Below are 26,374 nucleotides of genomic sequence, written 5' to 3' on the forward strand. Positions count from 1 at the left end.
CGACGGAGGATCGCCTGCGTCTGGCACGGAGGTTGCTTCGATCGACGGCAGTCTGGGTCGATCCGATGAGCTTCCGGCCGTTCACAAGCGAGTCCTATGCGCAAGACGACCGCCCCGAAGCCTGGCGGGACGTGCTGGCTGCCGTCGGCCTGCAACCCGCGACCGGCCATCCCTTCCTCGATGGGCACGCAACGGCGTCGCATCGCCAGGCCTCGGGCATCGCGCTGACGCGCATGGCCGCCGGCGCGCAAAGCATCGCACCTCTCGCGCAAGCGAATGAAGAGCTTCCGATCGCGCTGATACCGGTCGAGGACGGCATGGTGCTCAAGAGCGCCCGCGGCCACCGCATCGTTCCCGTCGGCCATCTCGTGCTGCTGCCGCGCAGCGGGGACTGGAGCATCGTGTTCCAGCGCGACATGCGGGCCATCGTGTTGTCGGTGACGTCGGAAGCGCTGCACGGACGCCTCTCGGGCAAGCCGCGGCTCGGCGAGCCCCGGGTCGTTCCGCCCAGCGGCTTTGCCGATGTGTTCTCGCGCTTGCTGGATGCGACCGCGCGCACGCTCGACACCCTGAGCGATGCCGAATGGAATGCGGTCGCGCAGAGCCTCGTCGACCTCCTGCTGACGCTCGCGCATCAACTGGCGGCCTCGACATCCGATGCCGGATCGAGCGCGACGCAGGCCGCGCTGCTGCACCGGATCTGCCAGACCATCGAACGCCGGCTCGACGATCCCGAACTGGTGCCCGCGCGCGTCGCGCAGGCCGAGGGAATTTCCGAGCGCTACTTGCAGAAGCTGTTCGAGACGGTCGGCGACAATTTCACCCACTACGTCCGCGAACGCCGGCTCCAGCGCGCCTGGGCCGACCTGTCCAATCCGACCGAGGCGCATCGCTCGATCTCCGAGATCGCCTATGCCTATGGCTTTGGCGATTCGGCGCATTTCAGCCGCGCCTTCCGCCACCGCTTCGGCCTGCCGCCGCGCGAGTTCCGCCAGCAGGAGGCGGAGCGCGCGACGTCGCAGCACGGGATCACCGGCCAGCGCGGCTGGCCGCAGGAGGCGCTGGCGCAGCTCCGCGCGCATCAGGTGGGTGCGGAGGTGCGCAGCAATGTGCTGCGTACAGCCTCCGATGAACCGAGAACGGCTGGACGCAAGCACCATCATCTACCGATCGAGGCCAATCGTGTTCATTGGGGCTATTTCAGCCGCTCGCTCTCGCCGCAGCTCGAGATCGCCTCGGGCGATACCATCACCATCGAGACGCTGACCCAGCACGCCTCCGACGACCCGGAGCTGATGATCGCGGGCGATGCCGCCGCCGAAAGCGTGTTCGGCTGGACGAGGCAGAAGAAGAACGTGGATCGTCGCGGCGCCGGCCCGATGGACGCCAGCGTGTTCGGTCGCGGCGCCGGCGAAGGCTTTGGCGTGCACATCTGCACTGGCCCCGTGGCGGTGAAGGATGCCCAGCCCGGCGACGTGCTGGAGGTGCGGATCCTCGACATCGTGCCGCGCGCGAGCCGCCATCCGAAACATGCGGGCCGCGTGTTCGGTTCCTCGGTCGCGGCCTGGTGGGGCTATCATTACGACGAGTTCCTGTCTGGACCGAAGCCCCGCGAGGCGGTGACGATCTACGAGATCTTCGACGATGCCGATGCGCCGCATACCCGCGCGCTGTATTCCTATCGCTGGGAGCCGCAGACCGATCCGTTCGGTGTCGCGCACCCCACCTACGATTATCCCGGCGTTCCCGTCGCGCCCGGCACCGTGAAGCGGCGCCATGCGGTGCTCGACGGCATCCGCATTCCCTTGCGGCCGCATTTCGGCGTGATCGCGGTGGCGCCGCGCGAGGTTGATTTCATCGACTCCGTGCCGCCGTCCTATTTCGGCGGCAATCTGGACAATTGGCGGCTGGGGAAGGGGGCGACCGTCTACCTTCCGGTCTCCGTTCCCGGCGCGCTGCTGTCGGTCGGCGATCCCCACGCGGCGCAGGGCGACGGCGAGTTGAGTGGCACCGCGATCGAATGCTCGATGACCGGCACCTTCGAGGTGATCCTGCACAAGAAGGCCGATCTTGCCGGCCGCCCCTTCGCCGATCTCTCCTATCCCCTGATCGAAACCGCGACCGACTGGGTGCTGACCGGCTTCAGCCATCCCAACTATCTCGCCGAATTCGGCGCGCAGGGGCAGAGCGAGGTCTACGCAAAATCCTCGCTCGACCTTGCCATGAAGGATGCCTTCCGCAAGATGCGGCGCTTCCTGATGAACGTGAAAGGTCTCAGCGAGGACGAGGCGATCGCGCTGATGTCGGCCGCCGTCGATTTCGGCGTCACGCAGGTCGTCGACGGCAATTGGGGAGTACACGCCATCCTCAGCAAGCGCCTGTTCGAGAGCGCACCGTAACAAGGACAGTCCAAGTGAAATTCCACATGATCAGCGGCGGACCGAAGCCGGTCGCGCCCTTCAGCCACGCCGTCGAGACCGACGGCTTTGTCTTCGTCACCGGCCAGATGCCGGACACGCCGCAAACGCCGGGCGTGCTGCCCGAGGGCATCGTGGCGCAGACGCGAGCCGTCATGGAGAATCTGAAGGTGGTCCTCTCAGGCCTCGATCTCGGCCTCGAGCACGTCGTGATGACGCGGATCTACCTCACGCGTTTCAAGGAAGACTATACGGCTATGAACGAGACCTACCGCACGTACTTTGCGCCCGGCCGGCTGCCGGCCCGCACCTGCGTCGGCGTCACAGGGCTTGCCTATGACGCGCTGATCGAGATCGACCTGGTGTGCCGCCGGCCGTGAGGCATGCGTACTTCGTAGCTTTCGTAGCCCGGATGAGCGAAGCGATATCCGGGATCTCTGTATCCGCGGGCACGAACCCCGGATATCGCTTCGCTCATCCGGGCTACAAGACCTTGCGTTGCCCGACGGGCAAGACACGCAAGATGCCGGTCAACGCGCGGCCACTAAAATATTCCACTTTACCGAAATTCGGCTTTGGCGTAGTCATGCGCCACCTCATCCCGGTCAGAGGGGCGTATCGCGATCGTCACGACATGCGGGGTGGGCGGCGGTGGACGCTAGTCACATCGGCGCGATAGGCATCGCAGGGCGGGAAACCGTGAGCGACTGCCTTCGCGCACACGACCGGTGTGATCTGCGTACGGCAAAACCGTGTCGTCCTGGCGCCCGGGGTCTGTGCGCCAAGTCTTGTGGTGATGTGGCGGCCCGACCGGGCACGCGCATCAGCGATCCGCAAGGCGACGGGGGCAATAGTGCATCGCTCCCCGGGGAGAACTCGGCATAAGCCGTCAAACCACTGCGCAGGGAAGGCCGTGTGTTGGGCTTCACCTGTATGCCGCTGTGCAGATTTTTGTTGCCACCTTTCGCACAGTGGACCGTGGGTGCCCGGCCGGCACCCGGTCTTCCCTGCGCCCTCTGACATCGGAGGGTGTCGCGATGAAGCAAAGCTCGGGCGAAGCAAGCCGCGAGGATGCGGAGGTGTGTCCAATTGCGCGCGCGCAGAATGACGCGGGCAAGGTCTATCACCGTCATCCTGAGGTGCCGAAGCGAAGCGGAGGCCTCGAAGGGTGAACGGCCCGGCTGCATCCCGGCCGTTCATCCTTCGAGGCTCCCGATGGGGCGCACCGCGCCCCATCGCTCGCGCCTCAGGATGACGGAGCCAGGCAACAGCGACATATGCTCCCTCCACTTCATCTCAAATTGCAATCCATGCGTGCAAAGAAGTCTTGATCGGCCGTGATCTCGGGATGATCAGCCGCCTTGAACGCACCGCTGGCCGCCAGCGACTAACCCATGGAGTGCCCAAGGATCAGTGGAACGTGATCGAGCTTCCCCTTCCTAAAGCACCAACATGGTGCTTTAGTGCTTTCCATGAGCCAATCGCCCCGAAACGCGCCGTCGGCGCTGCGTTACAGGCTTGCCCCTGATCCGGCCGCCAAGGCCGCCATGGAGGCGACGTTTAGGGCTTATGACCGCATGATGGAGATCCTGGATGAGGTCGCGCGGACCCATAATGTGGGTTCCAACGTGGTCCTGCTTCACGCCCATGCCTATGAGCCGATCCGGAAAGCAACCGCACTGCCATCGCGGCTGGTGACGCTGGGCCTGCGTGACCGCGCCGACTATCGCGCCGCCCAAGGCCGCCGCCTGCCACTCGACGACAAGCTCGCCAAGATCAAGGGTCCCGCCACCATTTCGATTGCGACCGTGCAAGGGCGCTTCAGCGTGCCCTTCGACTACGCCGGTTATGCCGAGGGCTGGGGGCAGAGCGCGCCCGCACACCTGATCCGCACCGACGACGGCTTTGAAGTTCACTACGGCGTCACGCCGAACAGTCTGCCAGAGGAGGAGAACGCCATGGATACCATCGCTGCCGCCCCCGACAATTTCCTGTCCCGGGTCGGGCGCCTGATCGCCGGGATCGCCTATGACGCAATCGAGCAGGCGGAAGGCAAGAACAAGCTGAAAGTGGTCGGCCAGGCCATCCGCGAGATCGAGCGTGCCGAGAGCGAGGCACGAGACGCGCTGGCGGCTGCGCGTGCCGAGGAATACCGCCTCAACGCGCGCCGCACCGAGATCGAGCGCGAGATGACCGATCTCACTGCCAAGATCGAGAGCGTGATCGCTGATAGCCGCGACGATCTCGCGCGCGCCGGCATCGCGCGGCAGATGGACCTGGAGGCGCAGTTCGAGGTGCTCTCCCGCGCCATCGACGAGAACAATGAGAAGATCGAGCAATGCGTGACGTCGCTGCGCGCCGTGCTATCGGCATTGCAAGATGCCGAGCAGCGCCGCGCCGATCTCGCAAAGAGCGAGGCGGTCGCAAGCCACCAGGCCTCGACGTCGCCCGGGAAGCCCGGCGGTGCCTCGGCAGCGGCGAAGGCGCTACGTGCGGGCAGGGCGGTGGCGCGCGCCACCGGCGTTCCCGCAGCCATCCCGTTTTCAAGCGACATCGACGAGCTCAGCACGTTGCATCGCGACAAGGAGATTGCAGCGAGGCTGGCGCGGTTGAAGTCGCGCACCTGAGTAATGTGTCATGAGCACACTGCTCGAACACGTCATGGCGCCGGAGGTCAGGCCGTTCGCGATCGCGGCGGCCATGATCGTCATCGTCGGCTCGCTCGAGGTGATCACGATGCTGGTCGGAGCCTCCTTGAGCGAGATGCTCGGCACCAGCATCGATTTCAGTCACCCCAGCGACAACGGCGTGCTCAACGCCATTTCGTGGATCAATGTCGGCGGCGTGCCGCTGCTGATCTTCCTGCTGCTGATGCTCGGCGCCTTCTCGATCACCGGATTCCTGATCCAGGACATCGCCCGGCTGGTCGCCGGTCCCTTGCCGGCAACGATCGCCTCGATCGGGGCCGTCGCGGCCTCGGTTCCGCTGGTCCGCGTCACCAGCCGCGCCATCGCGCGGGCCATTCCCAAAGATGAAAGCTATGCCGTCGGCCTCGGCGACCTCGTCGGCCGCGTCGGCGAGGTCGTCATCGGTCCGCTCGATCAGGGGCCGCCCGGCCGCGTCAGCGTCGCCGACGTCCACGGCAACAGGCACTTCGTCTGGGCGGTCGCGGCGCCCGCATCGGGACCATTGGAGCAGGGAACCATGGTCCTCCTGGTCGATCGCGTCGGCACCCGCTTCGTGGCGGTCAAGGCCGACGATGAACTGAAGCCGTCCAAGCCGACTCTAAGCAGTTAGCCAGCCAAAGCTCATTAGCGGAGAAAGTCATGTTTGACATCGCAGTCCCGGCCATGATCGGCGTCGCGCTGATCGTCGTCCTGGGGATCGTCTTCACCATCCTCTACAAGCGCGCCACGCGCGACGAGGCCTTCGTGCGCACCGGCCTCGGCGGCAAGAAGGTCGTGCTCGACGGCGGCGCCATGATCCTGCCGATCTTCCACTCCTATGCCAGCGTCAATCTGAAGACGCTGCGGCTCACCGTCGAGCGCAAGGAGCGGGAATCCCTGATCACCAAGGACCGTCTCCGCGTCGACATCGTCGCCGAGTTCTACGTGCGCGTCCGCCCTGACGACGAGAGCATCGCGCTCGCCAGCCAGACTCTGGGCGCGCTGACCAACGACGCCGAAGCCCTGCGGAACCAGGTCGAGGCGAAATTCGTCGACGGTCTGCGTTCGGTGGCGGCCACCATGTCCATCCTGGAGTTGCAGGAAAAGCGCAGCGATTTCGTCAAGCACGTGCAGGCGACCGTGGAGTCGGACGTCAAATCCAACGGTCTCGAGCTCGAATCGGTGTCGCTGACCAAGCTCGACCAGACCGATGTGAAATTCTTCAATCCGGAAAACTTCTTTGACGCCGAAGGTTTGACCCAGCTCAAGACCGTTACCGAGACGCGCCGGCGCGACCGCAACTCGATCGTGCGCGACAACGAGGTGGCGATTGCGCAAAAGGACCTCGAGGCGCGGCAGCAGACCCTGACCATCGAGCGCACCAAGAAGGAGGCCGAGCTCTCCCAGGAACGCGACATCGCCAACAAGACCGCGAGCACCCGCGCCGAAGTCGCGACCGCAACCCAGACCGCGCGCCTGACCGAGGAGAACGCCCGCATCGATACCGACCGCGCCGTTGCCGAGAAGGAGGCCGGCGCCAAGCAGGTCAAGGAAACCGCGGTGATCGAGTCGGATCTCGCCATCAACAAGCGCAAGACCGACGCGCAGCGCGAGATCCAGATCGCGACCCAGGAGAACGAGATCCAGATCGCCTCCAAGAGCAAGCAGACCTCGGAAGCCGTCGCCGAGGCCAAGACGGCCGAGGCGATCGCCGTCTCTGCGGAGGAAAAGGTCGTGACCGCACGCGCGGTCGAGGTCGCCGACCGTGCTCGTCTCACCCAGGTGCTCGCGGCGCGAACCGAGGCCGAGCGCAAGTCGACCGAGGTGATCGTGGCGGCCGAGGCCGAGAAGAAGGCGGCACTCGATCGCGCCGAGGCCACCAAGACGCTGGCCACCGCCGAAGCCGAGTCCAACAAGATCAAGGCGGTCGGCGTCAGGAATATCGGCGAGGCCGAGGCCGCAATCATCACGCTCAAGAACGAGGCGCAGAACAAGCTCGGCGCCAACGTCATCGACTTCGAGATCGCCAAGAAGCGGATCGAGACCATGCCCTCGGCACTCGCCGAGATGGTCAGGCCGATCGCCAACCTCAAGGACGTCCGCATCCTGCACACCGGCGGCGCGTTCGGCGGCAACGGGAACGGCGCCGGCGGCAATGTCGGTTTCGGCGAAGGGCTCGCGGGCGAGCTGCTCAAGGTGCACGCGCTGCGTCCGATGATCGACGAGATCCTGCGCCAGAGCGGCTTTGCGCCGGGCGACGATCCCGTGCAGGCGCTGGTCGGTGCCGTGACGGGCAAGAGCAACGGTGCCGCCGCGGTGCCGGCGCCCGTGCCGGAGAAAACAAACTCCGCCGACCTATGAATGCCCGTTCATTGCTGCGGAGAATTCGAATCGATAAGAACTCCCCGTGCGCGTCTCGCGTCGCGCACAGCTCCGGAGTGCTGATCGAGGCGTGTTGAACCTTTCGATCACGCTCCGGCCGAATCGTTGGAGGCAACGCCATTTGTTGCCGCGGCGCCTGCGCCGATCGACGTCAGGCGCTCAAAGCCTGTTTCGATCGGGGAAATTTCACATGAAGTATTTTCTGTCTGCACTGATCGCGATCGGTCTTTCGATTGCCGCCGCACCGTCGTTCGCAGCTGATGCCCGCAACGTCACCGTCGTCAACGAGACCGGCTATGCCATCAAATTCCTGGGCTTCAACGCGCCGGACGATGGCATGGACGAATGGGACAACGAGCTCGACAAGGTTTTGCAGAACCAGGCGAGCACCTATGTCGAGTTCGACGATGACGACGAGGGATGTGTCTGGAACATCCGCGTCGACTGGCAGAATTACGACGAGGCCGTGCTCTGGAAGAACGTCAACCTCTGCAAGTTCACCGCGCTGCGGCTGCGCTACGACGCCGGCACCAAGACCACGTCCTTCGTCGCCGAATAGTTTTCCGCCTGACAGGCCCGGAGGAGGGGCCGTCCGGCCCTTCCTCAGGCGCGTTGCGGAAGATGACGAATTCGTCCTTTGCAAGCGCAACCGGCTTTGTTATACGCAGCCGCGCGCGAACGAACGGTTCGCCCTTTTCCTCGGTAGCTCAGCGGTAGAGCATCCGACTGTTAATCGGATGGTCGCTGGTTCGAATCCAGCCCGGGGAGCCAAAAATCTCATTAAAAACAACGAGTTAGTAAAGCGGCTTTTCGCCGTGCTTCCCATTTTTGCTCGTGGGAAGCGTTTGGGAAGCATAAAACGGCATTTCTTCAATGATTCTACTGGATTGGCGCTGCCACAGCCGGGCCGGGACGTTTTCATCGCACGTTGTGGGAAGAACGTGGGAAGCATGACGATCCTACTGACCTTGGGGGGACTTGCGGCGTGATCGGCTTACGCCGGTATCGCTTCCAAGGGTTCCGAGCCTGTCGGAGCGCTTCGCCATCCGGGCTTCTATGAAGGCCTCTATCTCAACCGCGACCCACGCTACGCGGAATGAGCCTATGGGGACCCGCCTTGGGAAATTCCCCTCGGTCTCAAGCTGGTCGATTCGCCGCCGACTCAGGGGGATATTGTACTTGGACTTGAGTTCAGCGAAGCTCAGCAGCTTGTAGGGTGAGGTGGGAGAGTTGATCGGCGCTGTGGGCGATGAGAGCCCAGAAGGCGCGCTGTTCGCCAGCTCTTCGATTCGCGAGCGTTGACGGTGTATCCTTCGTCGTCGAGGCGGTCGAGGTGAGGATGGAGTTGGTGTTGCTGATTGGATTTTCGACTTGAGCTCGGTAGCGGCCTGCCGAGCCTGCTCGAAGGTCATGTCCATGATGCGCCCGACTACCTGGATCGACCGCGTTCCGTCTTTCTCCAGCGTGATTGCGTAGACAATCTCTTTCTCGCTGTCCGCGTAAAGGCCGAACTCGGGCATAACATTGTCAACCGCGAGCAATCGCATGCCGTCAGCCTCTAGCAGATTAATTGTTAAACAAAAAACATGAAGAAGGCAATAGCTGTTAAACAAAAAAAAGCAAGGGGGCGACCGGCTACAGGGCAAACTCCGCTGCTGGGATTTCGGGGATCACCAGAGTTGCGCGCCGAAATTCTCAAATGGGCCGAGCGTCAACCTGACCAGCCAAAGTTGTCAGAGGCGATAAGGCGTCTGGTAGAGCAGGGACTGAATCGTTCGTCGACCTGACCGGGTCCGTCGTCGAGCGCGCGATTGCCTAGAGAGCCTACCTAGACTAGCGTTGGGAGCATTCCTGCTACCCTTAGTTTCACAGAGTCGTTGGTTGACTTTTAACACAACTCCCCTACCTTTAGATTTGGCCACCGTGGGTAACGGCAAGCTGCTTGCGCGTAAACCGTTGCGGCCGCTCGATAATTTGATGAGGCGACTTTATGTTACTCAGGAGATTGCAGATCTGCTGGATGGAAAAATTAGGCGAGGCGCTTTCCCAGACTTCGAGGCTGAACGGCTAATCGCCATTTTCTGCGCAGGCCAATTCCTTCGGATAAGTCGAAAGAAAAACAATGATCTTCCCGATTTGGAGAAATTGGAAGGCTTCGACGAGGTTTGGGCGCTCTGTCCGCGAAAGCCGAAACCTGGCTGGCGGCTACTCGGTCGGTTCATCGACAAAGACAGGCTCATTCTGCTTCGAGCCTATGACAAGCATCAGCTCGCCCGAAACTACGACAAGGCGACCAAGGAAGTTATTGGAGACTGGGAAACGATTTTAGGAACTGCGCAACAACCCCTCAGAGGGGCCGAGTTGAGTGACTACCTGAGCGGAGTGTATCGAGATGTCGACGTCAAAGAGTGATCCAAAATTTAAGATGTCCTTCGACCGGGCCATGCTTCGCTCGACTGTTGTGAGTCTGTTTTGGGGCATCCTGTCTGAACGAAAGAGAAGCGGCGATCTCACCCTGCAAGCATTCGCGAAAAAAGTCGGCACGAGCAAGCATGAGGTGTCTCGGTGGTTCGGCAAGGGTGACCCCAACTGGACGCTCAACACAATCGCATCCATCGCCAATGCTCTCGATGTCGAACTGAGGATCGAGGCAATCGACAACTCCGGTCGAATCTTCAAAGCGTCGGGCATCAGCAGTGAACCCACTGCCAAGACGGAAGCTATTTCCGTGCCGCCCGCTGTCCGCATCACGAAAGTAACAAATAGCTCAGAGAGTAAAATCCGTACCGAAAGCAACACTTCATTCACGGCCGTCGCATGAAGGAAGAGCAGCGTCCTGACATCTATGGGCAAGTCGTATTTTGCGACGACGTCCGACAGGAATCGACGGGCAAGTTCATTTACATCGGCGTCTACAATTCAAACCTGATGATTGTGAATGGAGGCTTTCCCGCTACTCTTACACGATTGAGCTTTGCAATTTCAGTGTTTCAGAAGCGAGAAATTTTTAAGCCCCAATTCAAGATTCGGATATTCGTGCCAGGCGATCCCGATGACGTCGCCTCTATCGAAGCGGAAATTGGGGAAGGCATACAGCATCCCATGATGGCGGAGATCGACAAGACGGCCGATGCACTAGGCCTCCCAAAGGGAGAGGGAATCCGCAACTACATACATATGTTTTCGGTGATGCCGTTCGACAACTTCCAGCTCAAGAGCACTGGCTATGTCAAAGTGCAGGCTGAGATCGACGGAAAACGCTATCGATTGGGAGCTTTGGCCGTAGGGTCACCACTACCCAAAGAAGGTTGAGGCACGAAAGCACCTCGTAGCTCTCGGTCGCCTCTTTCTCTCGTTGGTCTCCGCTCCGTTGGTACCATCCGATCTGCCAATCCCAAGGATTCGGATAATTGACATGGCCATTACGAGTATCCGAGTGAGAAGTCGGCTGGCTCACATCTGAGACTCAGGTAACCCTTTGATTCCATTGGTTGCTCGCTTGAGCTAGGTGAGGGAACTTCTGTTAATCGGATGGTCGCTGGTTCGAATCCAGCCCGGGGAGCCAAATTTCACCGCAATTTCAGTAGCTTGCAGTCGTGCCCTGATGCGGCGCGCGACGTTGCTCGGGCCGTCTCTCAACACGGTTGCGGGCCCGCATGCGATGCAGAATCGTGTTCAAGCAAACGTGTCCTGACCGCGGCTTCGCGCCCGTAGGGCTGGCACCAAATCGACTTAATTCAAATCGAGCTTCGACGGGCCGGACCCTTACGGAGCTGATTCCCATGCCCGACATCCAGATCGACCGTGCCCCACTGGCTCCCTCGATTCTGCCGGCCGACATTCCCGAGCTCAGTGACGACGAATGCATCGCCTGCCTGGCGCGCGCGGTCGAGACGCCCGATTCGGCGCGGCTGGACGAGGTCGCCGCCCTGATCGGCCGCCTCGCGGTGACGATCGAATAGTCCATCGCCCCCTGATGGCGAGTCGCGGAAGCGTTGGCCGGCGGAGGCCAACGCCTATGTTGCGTTTTCGCCGGGCATGTTCCAAAGATGCCGGCAACTTTCGTCCGCGGCATCGTCCGCATTTCAGGGTCCGCAAATGTCCGGTTTCTCGACCGCGCGCCTCAAAATGGTCGATGGCCAGGTGCGCACCAATGACGTCACTGATCGCCGTGTCCTCGACGCCATGCTCACGGTTCCGCGCGAGGCCTTCGTGCCGGCCAGCCGGCAGGCCTTGGCCTATCTCGACCTCGACCTCGATGTGAGCGAGGGCGGCGGCAAGCGGTTCCTGATCAAGCCGCAGCTGACCGGCAAGCTGCTCCAGGCCGCCGAGATCGGCGAGGATGACAACGTGCTGGTCGTCGGCTGCGCCACGGGCTACCTCGCCGCACTGGCCGCCAAGCTGGCGCGTCAGGTCACCGCGACGGAATGCGATTCGGCCCTGGTCGCGAAGGCCAAGGACGCTTTCGCCGCCCTCGGGCTCGCCAATGTCACCTGCAAGGTCGCTTCCTGCACCGAGGGGGACCCCTCTGGCGCGCCCTACGACGTGATCATCCTCAATGGCGCAGTCGAGGTGACGCCGGAAGGGCTGCTCGGGCAGCTCAGGGAAGGCGGGCGTCTGGTGGGGGTGTCTGCCGAATCCCGCCCGCCGCGGGCCATGATTGTGACCCATACCCACGGCGAATTCGGCCATCGGGCGCTGTTCGATGCCGGTGCCCCGGTCCTCCCCGGGCTGGAACGGGCCGCCGCATTCGTCTTCTGACGGCCCAAAGCCCGTTAAAATCCCGTTCTGAATCAGAAGTGTGGCCGGGATGCTGCAGGTGAAGAGTTTCCACCGAGAACTACCTTGAGGTAGTTCCGTCGCGTCGATCCGCGTCCTATGTTGCGACGGGGCAACGACTCCACTCGGTAGACGTAACCCAGCTCGCGGGCACGAGCCGGACGTTAGAATGAACGGAATTTTTGGGATGCATGGGGTGAAGCTCTTCACCGGAGCGGCGGTTTCGGTCTTGGTGCTGGCGCTTGCCGGGCCGACGCCTGCCTTGGCGGACACGATCGAGGCCGCCTTGGTGCGCGCCTATCAGAACAATCCGCAGCTCAACGCGCAGCGTGCCCAGGTGCGCTCGACCGACGAGAACGTGCCGCAGGCCTTGTCGGGCTACCGTCCCAGGGTCGCGCTGACTGCGAGCGGCGGCTATCAATATACGGATTTGCAGAGCGGCGTGGGGAGTAACTCAATCCACGGATCCGTGTTGCCTCGCAGCGCTGGAATTACCGCCACGCAGACGCTCTACAATGGCAACCAGACCGCCAACAGAACGCGGGCGGCGGAGAGTCAGGTGTCCGGTGCCCGCGAAGCGCTGCGCAGCCTCGATCAAAGCTTGCTGCTCCAGGCCGCCACGACCTACATGGATTATCTGCGCGATGCCGCCACGCTGGAAGTCCAGCGCAGCAACGTGCGCGTGCTCGAGCAAACACTGAAGCAGACCCGTGATCGTTTCAACGTCGGCGAAGTGACGCGCACCGACGTTGCGCAATCGGAAGCGCAACTGGCTGCCGGCAGAACGCAGGCGCTTACCGCCGAGGCGAACCTCACCACGACGCGGGCGAACTTCCGCCGCATCATCGGCAACGAGCCGACGAACCTTGCACCGGGCTCGCCGGTCGACCGGTTCCTGCCGTCAACGCTCGCTTCGGCCGTCGAGCTCGGCTTGGTCGAGCATCCCAACGTCACGGCCGCAATGTATGGCATCGACGTCAATTTCTTGCAGGTCAAAGTCGCCGAAGGTGCGTTGCTGCCGACGGTTACGATCCAGGCAGCGGCCACGCAGTCCAACGAACAGTCCTTGATTCAGTTGCGCTCGTTCAACGCATCCGCGATCGCGCAGGTCTCGGTGCCGATTTATCAGGGCGGTGGCGAATATGCGCTGATCCGCCAATCGAAGGAAAACCTGGCGCAGCAGCGTCTCAACCTCGAAACCACGCGCGACCAGACCCGCGCGAACGTGGTGCAGTTCTGGGGGAATTTGCAGGCCGGCAAGGCGCAGGTGCAGTCCGCGCAAGCGCAGGTGACGGCGTCCGAGATCGCACTCAACGGTGTGCGCGAGGAAGCCAAGGCCGGTCAGCGCACCACGCTCGACGTGCTCAACGCGCAGCAGGCGCTGGTCAATGCGCGCGTCGCATTGGTGACGGCGCAGCACGACCGCGTCGTGGCATCGTATAACGTCCTTGCCGCCGTCGGCCGTCTGGCGCCCCAGGTGCTCGGTCTTGCGACCACGGTCTACGATGCCAGCGTTCACTACCATCAGGTCCGCGACAGCTGGGGCGGCGTGCGTACGCCCGACGGGCGCTGATTCCCGTAATCATCCGGTCGGTCTCGCGAACAGCCGACGCCGACCGGTGCTTTGCTTGCAATCATCAAAATCCCTGACATAGCCTTGCCAAGAAGATGCGGGTCGATTCGCCCCGCATTCGATGTCGTGTGCGTAAAGCTTGAGTGCCGAGGGCAGGGGCGCACCGCCGCACGTTGAGCCGTGATCTGGGGACAAGTCGGGCTGCCGTGACGAAAATGTCGGGGCGTCCGTTGCGGAACCGGCCAATCCTGTCGTGCTTGGTGTAAAACAACGCATGCGAGGGCGTTGATGATGTGGAGTCGGAGATGACGCAGCCTGCAAAGGTCACAGAACCCTCGATGGAGGAGATTCTGGCCTCGATCCGGCGCATCATTGCCGACGATGAGGCCAAGCCGCCGCCGGCAGAGATCGCGAATCCCGGGAAGGCTGCGGCGCCTGCGGCGCCCGCAGCAAAGCCGCAGGCGATGAACGACATTCCGCCCGCCAAGGTCGCACCCGCCAAACCCACCGCCGAGAAGCCCGCACCGCCTCCGGCTGCAAAGCCGGCGCCGCCCCCGCCGCCTGCACCTGCGGCGAATGTCTCTCCAAACTCCCAGGACGATATCGACGCGCTGCTAGCGGGGCTCGACACAGCCACGTCAGCGCCTGAGGTCCGTGCTCCGGAACCCGAGCCGGAGCCCGAGCCCGACGTGCTCGAATTGACCGACGACATGGCGATGGACCCGGAGCCGACACCGCCTCCGCCGCCGCCGAGCTTCCGCAAGGTCGAGCCGCGCGACGATCTCGAATTCGCCGAATCGCCCCCAGCGCGCCCGTCGCCGTCCTACGCGCCGGCGGATTTCGATGCCCCGCCGCTGCCACCGCAGCAGCCGATCCTCGCGCAATCGACGGTCTCCGCGGTCGAATCCGCCTTCAATTCCCTGGCCCATACGGTGCTCAGCAGCAACGCGCGGACGCTGGAGGACCTGGTCAAGGAGATGCTGCGCCCGATGCTGAAGTCCTGGCTCGACGACAACCTGCCGGGCCTGGTTGAACGCATCGTCAAGGCCGAAATCGAGCGGGTCTCGCGCGGCGGCAGGTAGAGAGGCCGCGGAGCCCTCATAAAGCCCCGCTCGTGCGTCACATTGGGTCCGCCGACCGGGCCGGAAAGCCCGTTTGCCGCTGAGCTTTCGTTGACCTTTTCGTTGACTTGCCCCCCGCGCGCGGCTTTCTAGCAGCCCCATGATCGAGAAAAATTACCAGCCCGCCGATATCGAAGCCCGCATGTCCGTGGTGTGGGAGGACAGCCGTGCCTTCAAGGCCGGCCGCCCCGACCGCCGCGACGCAGTGCCCTTTACCATCGTGATCCCGCCGCCGAACGTGACGGGCTCGCTGCACATGGGCCACGCCCTCAACAACACGCTCCAGGACATCCTGTGCCGGTTCGAGCGCATGCGCGGCCGCGACGTGCTGTGGCAGCCCGGCACCGACCACGCCGGCATCGCCACCCAGATGGTGGTCGAGCGGCAGCTGATGGAGCGCCAGCAGCCCGGCCGCCGCGAGATGGGTCGCGAGAAGTTCCTGGAGCGGGTCTGGCAGTGGAAGGCCGAGAGCGGCGACACCATCATCAACCAGCTCAAGCGACTCGGCGCGTCCTGCGACTGGTCGCGCGAACGCTTCACCATGGACGAGGGCCTGTCCAAGGCCGTCATCAAGGTGTTCGTCGAGCTGCACCGCGACGGCCTGATTTACAAGGACAAGCGGCTGGTGAACTGGGACACCAAGCTCTTGACCGCGATCTCCGATCTCGAAGTGCAGCAGACCGAGGTCAAGGGCAGCCTCTGGTATCTGCGCTATCCGATCGAGGGCAAGACGTTCAGCCCCGAGGATCCCTCGAGCTTCATCGTCGTCGCCACGACGCGCCCGGAGACCATGCTCGGCGATACCGGCGTCGCCGTGCATCCCGATGACGAGCGCTATCAGAAGCTGGTCGGCAAGAACGTCATCCTGCCGCTGGTCGGCCGCAAGATCCAGATCGTCGCCGACGACTATTCCGATCCGGAGAAGGGATCGGGCGCGGTGAAGGTGACGCCGGCGCACGACTTCAACGACTTCGAGGTCGGCAATCGCCACGGCCTGCGCCGGATCAGCGTGCTCGACAAGGAAGGTTGCCTCGATCTCCTCGACAACGAGGACTATCTGCGCGGCCTGCCGGAAGGCGCCTCGCAATTCGCCGAGGAGTTCAACAAGGTCGATCGCTTCGCCGCGCGCAAGCGCATCGTCGAGCGGCTGGAATCGTTCGGCTTCGTCGAGCGGATCGAGCCGCACACCCACACGGTGCCGCACGGCGACCGCTCCAACAGCGTGATCGAGCCGTACCTGACGGACCAGTGGTACGTCGACGCCAAGACACTCGCAAAACCCGCGATCGCGGCGGTGCGTTCGGGCGAAACCAGCTTCGTGCCGAAAAACTGGGAAAAGACCTATTACGAGTGGATGGAGAACATCCAGCCCTGGTGCATCTCGCGCCAGCTCTGGTGGGGCCACCAGATCCCGGCCTGGTACGGGCCTGACGGGAAGGTGTTCGTCGCCGAGACCGAGGAGGAGGCCGTCAGCCACGCGCTCGGCTATTACGTCGAGCAGGAGGTCATCACGGCCGAGCAGGGGCGCGAGATGGCGCTCGACCGCAACAAGCGCGAAGGCTTCATCACGCGTGATGAAGACGTGCTCGACACCTGGTTCTCCTCGGCGCTGTGGCCGTTCTCGACGCTCGGCTGGCCCGAAGATGCACCCGAGGTGCAGCGCTATTACCCGACCAACGCGCTGGTGACCGGCTTCGACATCATCTTCTTCTGGGTCGCCCGCATGATGATGATGGGCCTGCACTTCATGAAGGAGGTGCCATTCTCGACGATCTACATCCACGCCCTCGTCCGCGACGAGAAGGGGGCCAAGATGTCGAAGTCGAAGGGCAACGTCATCGATCCCCTGAACCTGATCGACGAATACGGCGCGGACGCGCTACGCTTCACGCTGGCCGCGATGGCGGCGCAGGGGCGCGACATCAAGCTCGCCACCAGCCGCGTCGAGGGCTACCGCAATTTCGCGACCAAGCTCTGGAATGCGTCCCGCTTCGCGGAGATGAACCACTGCGCCGTGCCCGACGGTTTCGAGCCGGCAAAGGCCAAGGAGACGCTGAATCGCTGGATCGCGCATGAAAGCGCGCACACCACGCGCGAGGTGACCGAGGCGATCGAGGCCTATCGCTTCAACGATGCCGCCGGCGCGATCTACCGCTTCGTCTGGAACGTCTATTGCGACTGGTATGTCGAGCTGGCAAAGCCCGTGCTGCTCGGCCCGGACAGCCCCGCCAAGGACGAGACCCGCGCCATGGTCGCCTGGGCGCGCGACGAGATTTTGAAGCTGCTCCACCCCTTCATGCCCTTCATCACCGAAGAGTTGTGGGAGGTGACGGCCAAGCGCGACGGCCTGCTTGCACTGGCACAATGGCCGCTGAAGCCCTCCGCCCCGACGCCGGAGCAACTCGTGATGCTCGCGGCAGCCGCCGGTCCGACCGATCCGCTGATCTCGCCGGCCCTGATCATGCCGATCTTCGACCATGCCGATTTCACCGATCCCAAGGCGGAAGCCGAGATCGGCTGGGTGATCGACCTGATCACGCAGATCCGCTCGGTGCGCGCCGAGATGAACATTGCGCCGGCGACGTTGACCGCGCTGGTGCTCGTCGGCGCCTCGGCCGAGACCAGGGAACGCGCACCGCGCTGGACCGACGTCATCAAGCGCATGGCGCGGCTCTCTGACATCTCCTTCGCCGATCGCGCGCCTGACGGCGCGGTTCAGCTCCTCGTGCGCGGCGAAGTGGCCGCGCTGCCGCTGAAGGGCGTGATCGACGTCGCCGCCGAGCGCACGCGCCTCGACAAGGAGATCGGCAAGGCCGACGCGGACATCAAGCGCGCCGAGTCCAAGCTGGCGAATGAGAGATTCGTCGCCAACGCGGCCGAGGAGGTCGTCGAGGAGGAGCGCGAAAAGCGCGAGGCGGCGCTGGCCCGCAAGGCCAAGCTGCTCGAGGCGCTGGAGCGGCTGAAGCTGGCCTCTTAGGACGCCCGTCATTCCGGGATGGTCCGAAGGACCAGACCCGGAATCTCGAGATTCCGGGTTCGCGTCTTTGACGCGCCCCGGAACGACAACTACTTCGGAAACGGCTTGCTCAGAAACTTCGAGCCCCTGACGCCATAGCGCCAGGGCAGCTCGACGGCCTTGGTGATGCCGATCCGGATGCCTGTCGCCACCTCGAAATTCTCCGTCCGCGCATGCAGCGCGATCGGCGGCCGGTCCAGCGGCAGGGCGTTGTGCGCGATGGTGATGCCGAGCGCCTCGGTCAGCTTGCCCGGGCCCGAGCACAGCGCGTGCACGTCCTGGAGATGGCGGCGGCGGCGCATCGCGGCGATGCCGTGCGTCGGCTCCAGCGCGCGGATCAGCACAGCCGCGGCCGAGCCTTCCTCCTCGCAGACGAAATTGACGCACCAGTGGATGCCGTAGGAGCGGTAGACATAGGCAAAGCCCGGCGGGCCGAACATGACCTGGTTCCGCGGCGTCGGGCCGTTGTAGGAGTGCGCCGCCGGCTCGGTATGATGATAGGCCTCGACCTCGACGATGCGGCCGCCGACGCCGTCCACCAGCATGGTGGCACCGATCAGGTCATGGGCGACCTCGCGGACGTTGCGGCCAAAAAAGGCGCGCTTCAGGGCCTTGCCGAGCGGCGGTGTAGAGGTCTTCGAGGTTGGAGCCATTCGAGGTGAGAATCGCCTGAAAACAGAGCAGGATATTATCTGCCATGTTCCCTGAAGCGGTGCGAGCCGGGTTGCGATGCCGGGCGAGACCGACTAGGTAGGACCTGAACAGACCGGACACCCCATGGTCGTTATTGTCGATACCATCTCGAACCCGCTACGCCCGCGCCACCCCGAAAAGGTGAATCGCCCCGATTCCGCTTCGCCGCCGAAGCCGGACTGGATCCGCGTGCGCGCGCCCAACACGCGCGGCTATGCCGACACTCGCAACATCGTGCGCGCCAACGGCCTGCACACGGTGTGCGAGGAGGCAGGCTGCCCGAACATCGGCGAGTGCTGGGACAAGAAGCACGCGACCTTCATGATCATGGGTGACACCTGCACCCGTGCCTGCGCCTTCTGCAACGTCAAGACCGGCCTGCCCAACGCGCTGGATGCAGCCGAGCCGCAGAACGTTGCCGAGGCCGTTGCCAAGCTCGGCCTTGCCCACGTCGTCATCACCTCAGTCGACCGCGACGATCTTGCCGATGGCGGCGCCGAGCATTTCGCCCAGACCATCCGTGCGATCCGGGCCGCGTGCCCTTCGACCACGATCGAGATCCTGACGCCCGACTTCCTGCGCAAGGACGGAGCGCTCGAGATCGTCGTCGCGGCCAGGCCGGACGTCTTCAACCACAATCTCGAGACCGTGCCGTCGCGCTATCTCACGGTGCGACCGGGCGCGCGCTACTTCCATTCGATCCGGCTGTTGCAGCGGGTCAAGGAGCTCGATCCCACCATCTTCACCAAGTCCGGTATCATGGTCGGCCTCGGCGAGGAGCGCCATGAAGTGCAGCAGGTGATGGACGATCTGCGCTCGGCCGACGTCGACTTCCTGACCATCGGGCAATATCTCCAGCCGACCCGCAAGCATCACGCGGTCATGCGCTACGTGCCGCCGGACGAGTTTTCGTCCTATGAAAAGGTCGCCTACACCAAGGGCTTCCTGATGGTGTCGGCGAGCCCGCTCACCCGCTCGTCGCATCATGCCGGCGAGGATTTCGCGAGACTGAAGGCTGCGCGGGCAGCTCACGCCCGCTGACGTACCATGCATCGAGTTTCGAGCAAGCACCGCGTCAACCACAGTGCGTCCGAGATGTTTGATCTGGTCGCCGATGTCGAGCGCTACCCGGAGTTCGTGCCGCTGTGCAGCGCGCTGAAGGTGCGGCAGCGGATGGCGAAGCCCGACGGCACCGAGGTGCTGGTCGCCGACATGACGGTGTCGTTCAAGCTGGTCAAGGAATCCTTCACCAGCCGCGTGACGCTCGACCGCGCCAACCTGAAAATCCTGGTCGAATATCTGCAAGGCCCGTTCCGTAATCTGGAAAACCGTTGGACGTTCGAGCCCAAAGGTGAGGGCGTCTGCGACGTCGGCTTCTTCCTCGCCTACGAGTTCAAGAGCCGCATGCTGGCGATGCTGATGGGCTCGATGTTCGATGCCGCGTTCGCACGCTTCTCCACCGCATTCGAGAAGCGCGCGGATGCGATCTACGGACGACCGAAGCTGGCATCGACGTAGTCTAGGCTGGGCACACTCTTTCCGCCGTCATTGCGAGGAGCCCTTGCGACGAAGCAATCCAGAGTCTTTCAGCGGAGGGATTCTGGATTGCTTCGCTTCCGCCGTCGCTCTTCGAGCTATGGCGGACAAGGCGCTCGCAATGACGGTGGGGCTCAATCCACCGCCTTCACCACATCCGGCGGCTGCGAGGCGTAGTAGGCCGCGGCCTGCTCGATCTCCTGCGGCGTCATTGCGCGCGCGATGTTGCGCATCTGCTGGCTGATGTCGTTGCGGCGCTCGCCTGAAGCGAAGGCCTGGAGCTGGGCCTTCATGTAGGCCTCGGACTGGCCTTCGAGCCATGGGCTGCCGGTCTTGTTGTCGAGGCTGCCATGGCAGGCGCCGCACGGCGCAATGCCGCGCATCGGCGCGCCGTAGATGACAATGCTGGGTTTCGGCAGAAGCGGCGTCGGGTGATAGGCCGGCAGCCGCGGCAGATAGGCGTAGTAGTTCGAGAGGTCGGCGATCTCCTGGTCGGTCAGGTTGACGGCGAACGGCGACATCACGGCATTGGTGCGCGCGCCGGAACGGAAATCGTGCAGCTCCTTGTAGATCACGGCCGCGTACTGACCGGCGAGGTTGGGCGAGTCCGCTCGGCTGATGCCGGTCGGGCCGTGGCAGATCGCGCAGCGCTGCGCGAGCGTGGCGCCGCGGCCAATCGCCTCCTGGCTCGGACGCGACAGCGTATGCGAGGTGAGCACGACCTCCGAAAGACGCTTGCTCTGTTCGGGCGCCGTCACGCTTGCCGCGCGCCGCGGCACGCCGGCGGCGCTACAGATCGCATCCCAGACATTGGCGAACTGCACCCAGGGCTGCGCGAAGGGCAGCACGATGAATCCGGCAATCGCCGTCACGACGAGGATCGCAGCAGTGACGCCGACGCCAATCTTGAAATGGCCGTTACGGAAGGTGAAGAGGTCGCGCGTGCTCATCACTGCGCTCCCACATAGACGGCCGGCACCGACGTGCCCTCGGTCAGTGCCAGCGTCAGGATCGGATAGCCGTAATTGGTGATGGTCAGCGCGATCATCAGCGCCACCCACAGCGCGTGGGTGTTGAGCGCGACCGGTACCGTCGCCGGCTGATGCACGGCCGGCGCAAAGCGATAGGGGCCGGCGTCAACCTGAGGCGCACGCATCCCTCGGGCCAGAATGACCAGGAATATGATGCCTGAGGTCAGCAGGATGAAACCGCCAATCGCGGAGAATGTGACGGAGGGCGCCTGCGGCGCGATCGCGGGATCGCCGAAGTCGAAATAGGCCATGCGGCGCGGCATGCCCAGGATGCCGACCCAGTGCCAGGGGAATGTGGTGACGATCATGCCGACGAACCACAGCCAGAGCTGGGTGCGGATCAGGCGAAGGTCGGTCAGCTCGCGCCCGGTGAGGTGCGGCCACAGATCATAGGCGATCGCGAAATACATGATCACGATCGCGCCGCCGAAGATCAGGTGGAAATGGCCCGTGATCCACTGCGTGTTGTGGATCGACGCGTCGAGCTGATAGCTCATGTTGATGAGGCCGCCGGCGCCGCCGAAGCCGAGCATGACGAACGAGAAGGCGAGCGCCAGCATCATCGGATTGTCCCAGGGGAGCGCCCTGATCCAGCCGAACAGGCCGCGCCCGCCGCGCAGCCGCGCGGCGATCTCGACCGAGGCGCAGATCGTGAACACGGTCAGCAGCGTCGGCAGCGCGACCAGCGCCGTGAAGGCCGAATGGATGAACTTGAAGCCGGCGCCGACCTGCGGATCGGCGAAGGTGTGGTGCATGCCGATCGGCATCGCCACCACCAGGAACAGGATGAACGAGATCCGCGCCATGGTGTCGGAATAGATCCGCCCGCCGATCGCGCGCGGCACGATGGTGTAATAGGCGATGTAGGTCGGCATCAGCCAGAAATAGACGATGGCGTGCAGCGTCCAGGAGAAGAAGACACGGGCAAGACCGGCGTCGATCGTCGCCTTCAGCCCAGCCGCAACCGGAATGATCTGGAGCAGCAGCTCGAGCGCCGCGCCGACCGCGGTCCACGCCCACAAATAGGAGCCGGCGACATTGGCGAACATCGCGAGCGGCACCGGCGCGCCGGGATGGGCCTTTCGCCAGACGCGCAGATTGACCGCCATCAGCGCGACCCAGATCCAGGAGCCGACCACGACAAGGACGACGCCGAGATAGTAGAAGACGTTGCCGATCAGCGGCGGATAGAAGGTGTAGAGCACCGAGGCGCGCCCGAGCGCGATCGGGATCATTGCCATGATGCTGCCGGCAACGATCAGCCAGAATCCGGCCCAGGCCCAGCGCACGCCGACCAGGCGCTGCTCCAGCGCGGATTCGCTGATGGCGTAGCCAAAACCCATCGCGACCAGGGTCGGGAACACGTAGCCCATCACCGTGCCGTGCGCGGTCAGCGAGCGATAATAGAGCTCGGGGTTGGAGAGCCAGGTGCCGATCGGGCTGCGGATGAACATCTGCCAGGCGCCGAGCGTGAGCGCGACCCCGAACACCGCGAAGCCAAACCAGAAATGGGCGAGGATGAGCTTCCTATTGGCCAACACAGCTCAGCCTCCCGTCGCCCTTCGCACGATTGGCAAAGTCGGTCTTGTCGATCACCTTGACCTTGCCCCACATGCCCTCATGGCCGAAGGAGCAAAACTCCTGGCAGGGCATCAGATAGTCGCCGGTCCTGGTAAAGCGCATCAGCTGCTCGGAGATGTAGCCCGGCACCAGCATGGTGTTGACGTTGGTGCCCTGGATCAGGATGCCGTGCACGACGTCGGCGCTGGTGGCGCGGAGCGTGATCGGCGTATCCACGGGCACCAGGATGCAGGCCGGCGTGAAGGAATATTGCTGGCCGATCGCGCGTACCGTCACATTGCCGTTGGCCTCGAGAACGCTGCCGAGATTGCTTTCGACGAATTCGCCCGAAAGATGAATGCGCGAGGGATCGGTGGTCTCGACGCGCGGCTGCGGCATGGTTGCGCGATGGATGCCGGCGAACGCCGCCAGCAGCGCCATGCCCACGATGATGATCACGGCAATAGTCGCCCAGCGCCGCTCGACGCGGGCTGCGACCTCGGCGCTGCCATGGGTGTCCTCTGCGCTCATTGCAGTGATCCGCGCGGCAGGAAGACGAACAGATAGAAGGCGAGCCACATCGCGACCACGCAGGCCGTGGCGATACCGGCGAGCACGATCGCGCCGGACGGGCCTTGCGCGACGACCTCCTCGACGGCCTGGTCGGCGGCGGCTGGGCTGGTCGGCGGATCGGAATTGATCATGACGGATCTCTGGCGTCCTCAGTTCAGCGGTGCGGAGCGCAGCTCGTTGGCCTCGCGGGCCGAGACCGGCGTGCCGCGATTGCCCCAGGCGGTGCGGATGTAGGAGACGACGGCGGCGACCTCGTTGTCGGAGAGCAGGCCCGCGAACGGCGGCATCCCATATGGCATCGGATTGCCCTTGGTGCCCGGCGGATAGCCGCCGTTGAGCACCATGCGGATCGGGTTGACCGCCGACTGCATCTCGATCGACTGGTTGTTGGCGAGCGGCGGCCAGTGCGGCGGCTTGCCTTCGCCCTGCGCGCCATGACAGCTCGCGCAGTTCTTGTCATAGACGGTCTTGCCGAGGCTGATCAGCAGGCTGCTCTCGGTGGTCGGCAGTGCCGAGCTCGCCGGCGGCGGAGGGGAGGGCTCCGAGATGCCCTTGAGGTACACCGCCATCGCCTTGGTGTCCGCGTCATCAAGATATTGCAGGCTGTTGTGCACGACTTCGGCCATCGGGCCGTAGACGACACCGCGCGCCGAAACGCCGGTCTGGAGCAGATCAGTGATGTCCTTGATGCTCCAGTCGCCGAGACCTGCCTCGCGGTTGGACGTGAGCGAGGGCGCGTACCAGTTCTGCATCGGGATCAGGCCGCCCTTGAAGGCGTCCGATTGCGAGGTGCCGCCGAGCGCATTGATCGGCGAATGACACATGCTGCAATGACCGAGCCCTTCGACCAGATAGGCGCCGCGATTCCATTCCGCCGATTTGGTCGGATCAGGCTTGAACTCGCCCTCGCGGAAGTACAGCGTGCGCCAGCCGAGAATGAGCTGACGGTTGTCATAGGGAAAGCGCAGATCGTGCGGCTTGTTCTTCTGGCTGACCGGCGGGATCGAGCGCAGATAGGCGAAGATCGCGTCGCTGTCGGCGCGCGTGACCTTGGTGTAGGACGCAAACGGCATCGCCGGATAGATCAGCCCGCCATCCGGAAAGCGGCCGTTGTGCATGGTCTTGTAGAAGTCGTCCGCGCTCCATTTGCCGATCCCGGTCTCTGGATCCGGCGTGATGTTGGAGGTGTAGAGCGTGCCGAACGGCGTCGGCATGGCGCGGCCGCCGGCGAACAGGCGGCCTTCCGGTGCGGTGTGGCAGGCGGTGCAGTCGCCGGCGCGGGCGAGGTACTCGCCGCGCGCGATGATATCACTGGTCTTGTCCTGCGCCTGCGCGGCCGTCGTGAACGCGGCGAGAGCGAGGAGCGTGATCGACAGTCTTGAGCCCATCATCCGCCTCGTCAGTTGGGCTGGCTGCCGCAGCCGAACGGCAGCGCGTAGGTGCCTTTCGGCACGGGAGCCGGGTTGGCGGGCGCCGGCCGCGTCGCGAGCCAGGCTGCAACGGCGGTGACGTCAGCCTCGGTCAGATGGCCGGCGACGAGCTGCATGCAGTCGGGCGATTTGGCCGTGCGCGTGCCGTAGCGCCAGGCGCCGAGTTGAGCGCTGATGTAAGGCGCGCGCAAGCCCAGCAGTCCGGGGATGCCGGGCTGCATGCCCGTGAGCCCGGGACCGTGGCAGCTCACACAGGCCGGAATGTTGCGGCCGGCATCGCCGCTCGTCGCAAGCTGCTCGCCCTGCGCCAGCACGTCCTTGCTGACCTCGCTCGGCGCTGGCTGCGGCAGCGGCGGATGCTCGCTGGCAAAGTACTCCGCCATCGCCTCCAGGTACGGATCGGGCAGGAATTCCAGCAGATAGTTCATCGGCGGGTATTTGCGCCGGCCGCTGCGGAAGGCGAGGAGCTGGTTGTAGAGATAGCCGGCGGGTTTGCCGGCAAGCCGCGGGAAATAGACGTCGCTGGTGCCTTCGCCCTTGTTGCCGTGACAGGGCGTGCAGGCCTCGACCCGCGCCGCCATGGTATCCGGCGGCTGGTTGGCCGTTTGTGCGGCCACAGCGTCAATGGCGGCCAGGATGGCAATGATTGCCAGAGCAGTGGTGCGAGCGAGCAATTCGTCGCCCTCCAGAAGGCTGGGCCGGTTGATTCCGGACCACAACATAGAGCGGCATTATTGCGCCAATATAGTCGCGCGCAAGTTCGGAAGGGAACGATGACGTTTGGTCGCGCTCTTGCACTGCATATAACGATCGGATTCGACAAGATTTGCGTGCTTTTTGAAAAGCAGCGCAGCATCGCGGTCTCGTGAGACCGCTCGCCCGAGCCTTGTGCTTCCACTCACCTCGACACGAAACACAACTGCGTGCAAGCGGCGTATATCGCTACTGTGGGCTAACGGATATTGAGTGACCACAGGGATCGGCCATGGACCATATCGCTCTGACGACTTTCAGGGAAATCGCGGACGCCGATTTCGATGACGTGGCCGATGCGCTGATCGAGATGCAGGCTCACTATCGCGCCGTCTGCCCTGCACGGGACATGATCATTGACGGGCTGAGGTCGAGGCCCGCCGGAGCGCGAATTCTGCTCGCATGTGAGAACGATGAAATCGCAGGTCTTGCATGTTTCAGTGCGATCTATCCCGGACCTGGTTTGACGTCAGGCTTCTTCCTGAAAGAGCTCTACGTTCGTCACAACCGACGCGGAGCTGGATTGGGAAAACGGCTGATGGCGCGGCTGGCCGAAATCGCGCGCCAGGAGGGGCACGATCGCATCGATTGGACTGCCGATGCGGATGACCTGCGGCTTCAGCACTTCTACGAGATGCTTGGTGGGCGGGCGCTATCGGAGAAGCGGTTCTTCCGGATCGCCGGCGCGAAGCTGAGAGAACTGGCCGAGATGTAAGTGACAGCCCGCACAATTGTAGCCCGCATGAGCGTAGCGACATGCGGGACTTCCGTGGCGTCCCGGGTGTCGCTTCGCTCACCCGGGCTACGGGACGACGGAACCGTTCACCCCCGCGGCGAGCGCGGC

General features: G+C 63.8%; 25 protein-coding genes and 1 tRNA gene. 18 read left to right on the forward strand and 8 right to left on the reverse strand.

Annotation, left to right across the window (positions count from 1 at the left end; translation table 11 throughout):
• Positions 1 to 65 precede the first annotated feature (65 nt).
• The 7 genes from XI08_RS31880 to XI08_RS31910 all read left to right on the forward strand — a co-directional run bounded on the left by XI08_RS31880 (position 66) and on the right by XI08_RS31910 (position 8,236).
• The gene (locus tag XI08_RS31880; protein WP_271577438.1) at positions 66 to 2,399 is read left to right on the forward strand and encodes an acetamidase/formamidase family protein; all 2,334 of its coding nucleotides are present in this window, start codon (positions 66 to 68) and stop codon (positions 2,397 to 2,399) included.
• 14 nt (positions 2,400 to 2,413) lie between these two features.
• Positions 2,414 to 2,797 carry a RidA family protein gene (locus XI08_RS31885; protein ID WP_271577413.1) on the forward strand — a complete coding sequence of 128 codons (384 nt, stop codon included), beginning with the start codon at positions 2,414 to 2,416 and terminating at the stop codon, positions 2,795 to 2,797.
• Between the two features lie 1,083 nt (positions 2,798 to 3,880).
• Complete coding sequence (locus XI08_RS31890; RefSeq protein ID WP_271577414.1) at positions 3,881 to 5,044, forward strand: PspA/IM30 family protein; 1,164 nt, start codon at positions 3,881 to 3,883, stop codon at positions 5,042 to 5,044.
• 10 nt (positions 5,045 to 5,054) lie between these two features.
• Positions 5,055 to 5,714 carry an OB-fold-containig protein gene (locus tag XI08_RS31895; RefSeq protein ID WP_271577415.1) on the forward strand — a complete coding sequence of 220 codons (660 nt, stop codon included), beginning with the start codon at positions 5,055 to 5,057 and terminating at the stop codon, positions 5,712 to 5,714.
• 29 nt (positions 5,715 to 5,743) lie between these two features.
• On the forward strand, positions 5,744 to 7,444 hold the full coding sequence (locus tag XI08_RS31900; RefSeq protein ID WP_271577416.1) for a flotillin family protein: 1,701 nt from the start codon (positions 5,744 to 5,746) through the stop codon (positions 7,442 to 7,444).
• Positions 7,445 to 7,655: 211 nt separating this feature from the next.
• On the forward strand, positions 7,656 to 8,024 hold the full coding sequence (locus XI08_RS31905; protein ID WP_271577417.1) for a hypothetical protein: 369 nt from the start codon (positions 7,656 to 7,658) through the stop codon (positions 8,022 to 8,024).
• 137 nt (positions 8,025 to 8,161) lie between these two features.
• Positions 8,162 to 8,236, forward strand: a tRNA-Asn gene (locus tag XI08_RS31910).
• A 188-nt stretch (positions 8,237 to 8,424) separates the two neighbouring features.
• Here the strand turns inward: XI08_RS31910 and XI08_RS31915 are convergent.
• Entirely contained in the window at positions 8,425 to 9,012 is a 588-nt protein-coding gene (locus XI08_RS31915; protein ID WP_271577418.1) for a helix-turn-helix transcriptional regulator, read from the reverse strand.
• 334 nt (positions 9,013 to 9,346) lie between these two features.
• Here XI08_RS31915 and XI08_RS31920 point away from each other — a divergent pair, with 334 nt between their 5' ends.
• The 8 genes from XI08_RS31920 (at position 9,347) to XI08_RS31955 (ending at position 17,915) form a co-directional block, all read left to right on the forward strand.
• On the forward strand, positions 9,347 to 9,877 hold the full coding sequence (locus XI08_RS31920) for a hypothetical protein (protein WP_271577419.1): 531 nt from the start codon (positions 9,347 to 9,349) through the stop codon (positions 9,875 to 9,877).
• A complete protein-coding gene (locus XI08_RS31925) occupies positions 9,858 to 10,286 on the forward strand; it encodes a helix-turn-helix domain-containing protein (RefSeq protein WP_271577420.1) in 429 nt (142 codons plus the stop codon). The genes XI08_RS31920 and XI08_RS31925 overlap by 20 nt, the downstream gene beginning before the upstream one ends.
• Positions 10,283 to 10,777 carry a DUF6941 family protein gene (locus tag XI08_RS31930; protein WP_271577421.1) on the forward strand — a complete coding sequence of 165 codons (495 nt, stop codon included), beginning with the start codon at positions 10,283 to 10,285 and terminating at the stop codon, positions 10,775 to 10,777. The genes XI08_RS31925 and XI08_RS31930 overlap by 4 nt, the downstream gene beginning before the upstream one ends.
• A 470-nt stretch (positions 10,778 to 11,247) precedes the next feature.
• A complete protein-coding gene (locus tag XI08_RS31935) occupies positions 11,248 to 11,427 on the forward strand; it encodes a hypothetical protein (protein WP_027542747.1) in 180 nt (59 codons plus the stop codon).
• A gap of 136 nt (positions 11,428 to 11,563) precedes the next feature.
• Positions 11,564 to 12,226, forward strand: a complete 663-nt coding sequence (locus tag XI08_RS31940; RefSeq protein WP_271577422.1) for a protein-L-isoaspartate O-methyltransferase family protein — start codon at positions 11,564 to 11,566, stop codon at positions 12,224 to 12,226.
• Positions 12,227 to 12,431: 205 nt separating this feature from the next.
• Complete coding sequence (locus XI08_RS31945) at positions 12,432 to 13,817, forward strand: TolC family outer membrane protein (protein WP_027542749.1); 1,386 nt, start codon at positions 12,432 to 12,434, stop codon at positions 13,815 to 13,817.
• A 305-nt stretch (positions 13,818 to 14,122) separates the two neighbouring features.
• Positions 14,123 to 14,899, forward strand: a complete 777-nt coding sequence (locus tag XI08_RS31950) for a PopZ family protein (protein WP_271577423.1) — start codon at positions 14,123 to 14,125, stop codon at positions 14,897 to 14,899.
• A gap of 139 nt (positions 14,900 to 15,038) precedes the next feature.
• Entirely contained in the window at positions 15,039 to 17,915 is a 2,877-nt protein-coding gene (locus XI08_RS31955) for a valine--tRNA ligase (protein ID WP_271577424.1), read from the forward strand.
• 89 nt (positions 17,916 to 18,004) lie between these two features.
• On the opposite strand, the gene XI08_RS31960 is transcribed toward XI08_RS31955, so the two are convergent.
• On the reverse strand, positions 18,005 to 18,607 hold the full coding sequence (locus XI08_RS31960) for a DNA-3-methyladenine glycosylase (protein ID WP_271577425.1): 603 nt from the start codon (positions 18,605 to 18,607) through the stop codon (positions 18,005 to 18,007).
• A gap of 124 nt (positions 18,608 to 18,731) precedes the next feature.
• Between XI08_RS31960 and lipA the strand changes: the two genes are divergently transcribed.
• Positions 18,732 to 19,688 (forward strand): lipoyl synthase, encoded by a 957-nt coding sequence (gene lipA, locus XI08_RS31965; protein ID WP_271577426.1) that lies wholly within the window; start codon positions 18,732 to 18,734, stop codon positions 19,686 to 19,688.
• 6 nt (positions 19,689 to 19,694) lie between these two features.
• Positions 19,695 to 20,165 carry a type II toxin-antitoxin system RatA family toxin gene (locus XI08_RS31970; protein ID WP_027542754.1) on the forward strand — a complete coding sequence of 157 codons (471 nt, stop codon included), beginning with the start codon at positions 19,695 to 19,697 and terminating at the stop codon, positions 20,163 to 20,165.
• Between the two features lie 152 nt (positions 20,166 to 20,317).
• Here XI08_RS31970 and XI08_RS31975 read toward each other — a convergent pair whose 3' ends face one another.
• From XI08_RS31975 to XI08_RS32000, 6 genes are read right to left on the reverse strand one after another with little or no spacing between them, the layout of a single operon-like run.
• Positions 20,318 to 21,133: a c-type cytochrome gene (locus XI08_RS31975; RefSeq protein ID WP_271577427.1), complete on the reverse strand. Its 816-nt coding sequence runs from the start codon at positions 21,131 to 21,133 to the stop codon at positions 20,318 to 20,320.
• Positions 21,133 to 22,755, reverse strand: a complete 1,623-nt coding sequence (locus tag XI08_RS31980; protein WP_271577428.1) for a b(o/a)3-type cytochrome-c oxidase subunit 1 — start codon at positions 22,753 to 22,755, stop codon at positions 21,133 to 21,135. Before XI08_RS31980 ends, XI08_RS31975 begins: the two co-directional genes overlap by 1 nt.
• Positions 22,742 to 23,305, reverse strand: coding sequence for a cytochrome C oxidase subunit II (locus tag XI08_RS31985; RefSeq protein ID WP_271577429.1), 564 nt, complete (start codon positions 23,303 to 23,305; stop codon positions 22,742 to 22,744). The genes XI08_RS31980 and XI08_RS31985 overlap by 14 nt, the downstream gene beginning before the upstream one ends.
• Positions 23,302 to 23,478 (reverse strand): hypothetical protein, encoded by a 177-nt coding sequence (locus XI08_RS31990; RefSeq protein ID WP_027542758.1) that lies wholly within the window; start codon positions 23,476 to 23,478, stop codon positions 23,302 to 23,304. Before XI08_RS31990 ends, XI08_RS31985 begins: the two co-directional genes overlap by 4 nt.
• Before the next feature lie 18 nt (positions 23,479 to 23,496).
• Positions 23,497 to 24,735: a cytochrome c gene (locus XI08_RS31995; RefSeq protein ID WP_271577430.1), complete on the reverse strand. Its 1,239-nt coding sequence runs from the start codon at positions 24,733 to 24,735 to the stop codon at positions 23,497 to 23,499.
• 11 nt (positions 24,736 to 24,746) lie between these two features.
• A complete protein-coding gene (locus XI08_RS32000) occupies positions 24,747 to 25,358 on the reverse strand; it encodes a c-type cytochrome (RefSeq protein WP_371089947.1) in 612 nt (203 codons plus the stop codon).
• A 461-nt stretch (positions 25,359 to 25,819) separates the two neighbouring features.
• Here XI08_RS32000 and XI08_RS32005 point away from each other — a divergent pair, with 461 nt between their 5' ends.
• Positions 25,820 to 26,245: a GNAT family N-acetyltransferase gene (locus XI08_RS32005; protein ID WP_442869878.1), complete on the forward strand. Its 426-nt coding sequence runs from the start codon at positions 25,820 to 25,822 to the stop codon at positions 26,243 to 26,245.
• The last annotated feature ends 129 nt before the right edge of the window (positions 26,246 to 26,374 follow it).

The sequence above is a fragment of the Bradyrhizobium sp. CCBAU 11361 genome (genome assembly GCF_028128935.1).
GTDB lineage: Bacteria > Pseudomonadota > Alphaproteobacteria > Rhizobiales > Xanthobacteraceae > Bradyrhizobium > Bradyrhizobium niftali.

Excerpts from the sequence above, each read along its gene's own strand:
- XI08_RS31880 (WP_271577438.1), top strand. The coding sequence starts at position 66 with ATGAGCTTCCGGCCGTTCACAAGCGAGTCCTATGCGCAAGACGACCGC.
- XI08_RS31895 (WP_271577415.1), top strand. The coding sequence starts at position 5,055 with ATGAGCACACTGCTCGAACACGTCATGGCGCCGGAGGTCAGGCCGTTC.
- XI08_RS31900 (WP_271577416.1), top strand. The coding sequence starts at position 5,744 with ATGTTTGACATCGCAGTCCCGGCCATGATCGGCGTCGCGCTGATCGTC.
- XI08_RS31905 (WP_271577417.1), top strand. The coding sequence starts at position 7,656 with ATGAAGTATTTTCTGTCTGCACTGATCGCGATCGGTCTTTCGATTGCC.
- XI08_RS31915 (WP_271577418.1), bottom strand. The coding sequence starts at position 9,012 with ATGCGATTGCTCGCGGTTGACAATGTTATGCCCGAGTTCGGCCTTTAC.
- XI08_RS31925 (WP_271577420.1), top strand. The coding sequence starts at position 9,858 with ATGTCGACGTCAAAGAGTGATCCAAAATTTAAGATGTCCTTCGACCGG.
- XI08_RS31930 (WP_271577421.1), top strand. The coding sequence starts at position 10,283 with ATGAAGGAAGAGCAGCGTCCTGACATCTATGGGCAAGTCGTATTTTGC.
- XI08_RS31935 (WP_027542747.1), top strand. The coding sequence starts at position 11,248 with ATGCCCGACATCCAGATCGACCGTGCCCCACTGGCTCCCTCGATTCTG.
- XI08_RS31940 (WP_271577422.1), top strand. The coding sequence starts at position 11,564 with ATGTCCGGTTTCTCGACCGCGCGCCTCAAAATGGTCGATGGCCAGGTG.
- XI08_RS31945 (WP_027542749.1), top strand. The coding sequence starts at position 12,432 with ATGCATGGGGTGAAGCTCTTCACCGGAGCGGCGGTTTCGGTCTTGGTG.
- XI08_RS31950 (WP_271577423.1), top strand. The coding sequence starts at position 14,123 with ATGACGCAGCCTGCAAAGGTCACAGAACCCTCGATGGAGGAGATTCTG.
- XI08_RS31955 (WP_271577424.1), top strand. The coding sequence starts at position 15,039 with ATGATCGAGAAAAATTACCAGCCCGCCGATATCGAAGCCCGCATGTCC.
- XI08_RS31960 (WP_271577425.1), bottom strand. The coding sequence starts at position 18,607 with ATGGCTCCAACCTCGAAGACCTCTACACCGCCGCTCGGCAAGGCCCTG.
- lipA (WP_271577426.1), top strand. The coding sequence starts at position 18,732 with ATGGTCGTTATTGTCGATACCATCTCGAACCCGCTACGCCCGCGCCAC.
- XI08_RS31970 (WP_027542754.1), top strand. The coding sequence starts at position 19,695 with ATGCATCGAGTTTCGAGCAAGCACCGCGTCAACCACAGTGCGTCCGAG.
- XI08_RS31975 (WP_271577427.1), bottom strand. The coding sequence starts at position 21,133 with ATGAGCACGCGCGACCTCTTCACCTTCCGTAACGGCCATTTCAAGATT.
- XI08_RS31985 (WP_271577429.1), bottom strand. The coding sequence starts at position 23,305 with ATGAGCGCAGAGGACACCCATGGCAGCGCCGAGGTCGCAGCCCGCGTC.
- XI08_RS31990 (WP_027542758.1), bottom strand. The coding sequence starts at position 23,478 with ATGATCAATTCCGATCCGCCGACCAGCCCAGCCGCCGCCGACCAGGCC.
- XI08_RS31995 (WP_271577430.1), bottom strand. The coding sequence starts at position 24,735 with ATGGGCTCAAGACTGTCGATCACGCTCCTCGCTCTCGCCGCGTTCACG.
- XI08_RS32000 (WP_371089947.1), bottom strand. The coding sequence starts at position 25,358 with ATGGCGGCGCGGGTCGAGGCCTGCACGCCCTGTCACGGCAACAAGGGC.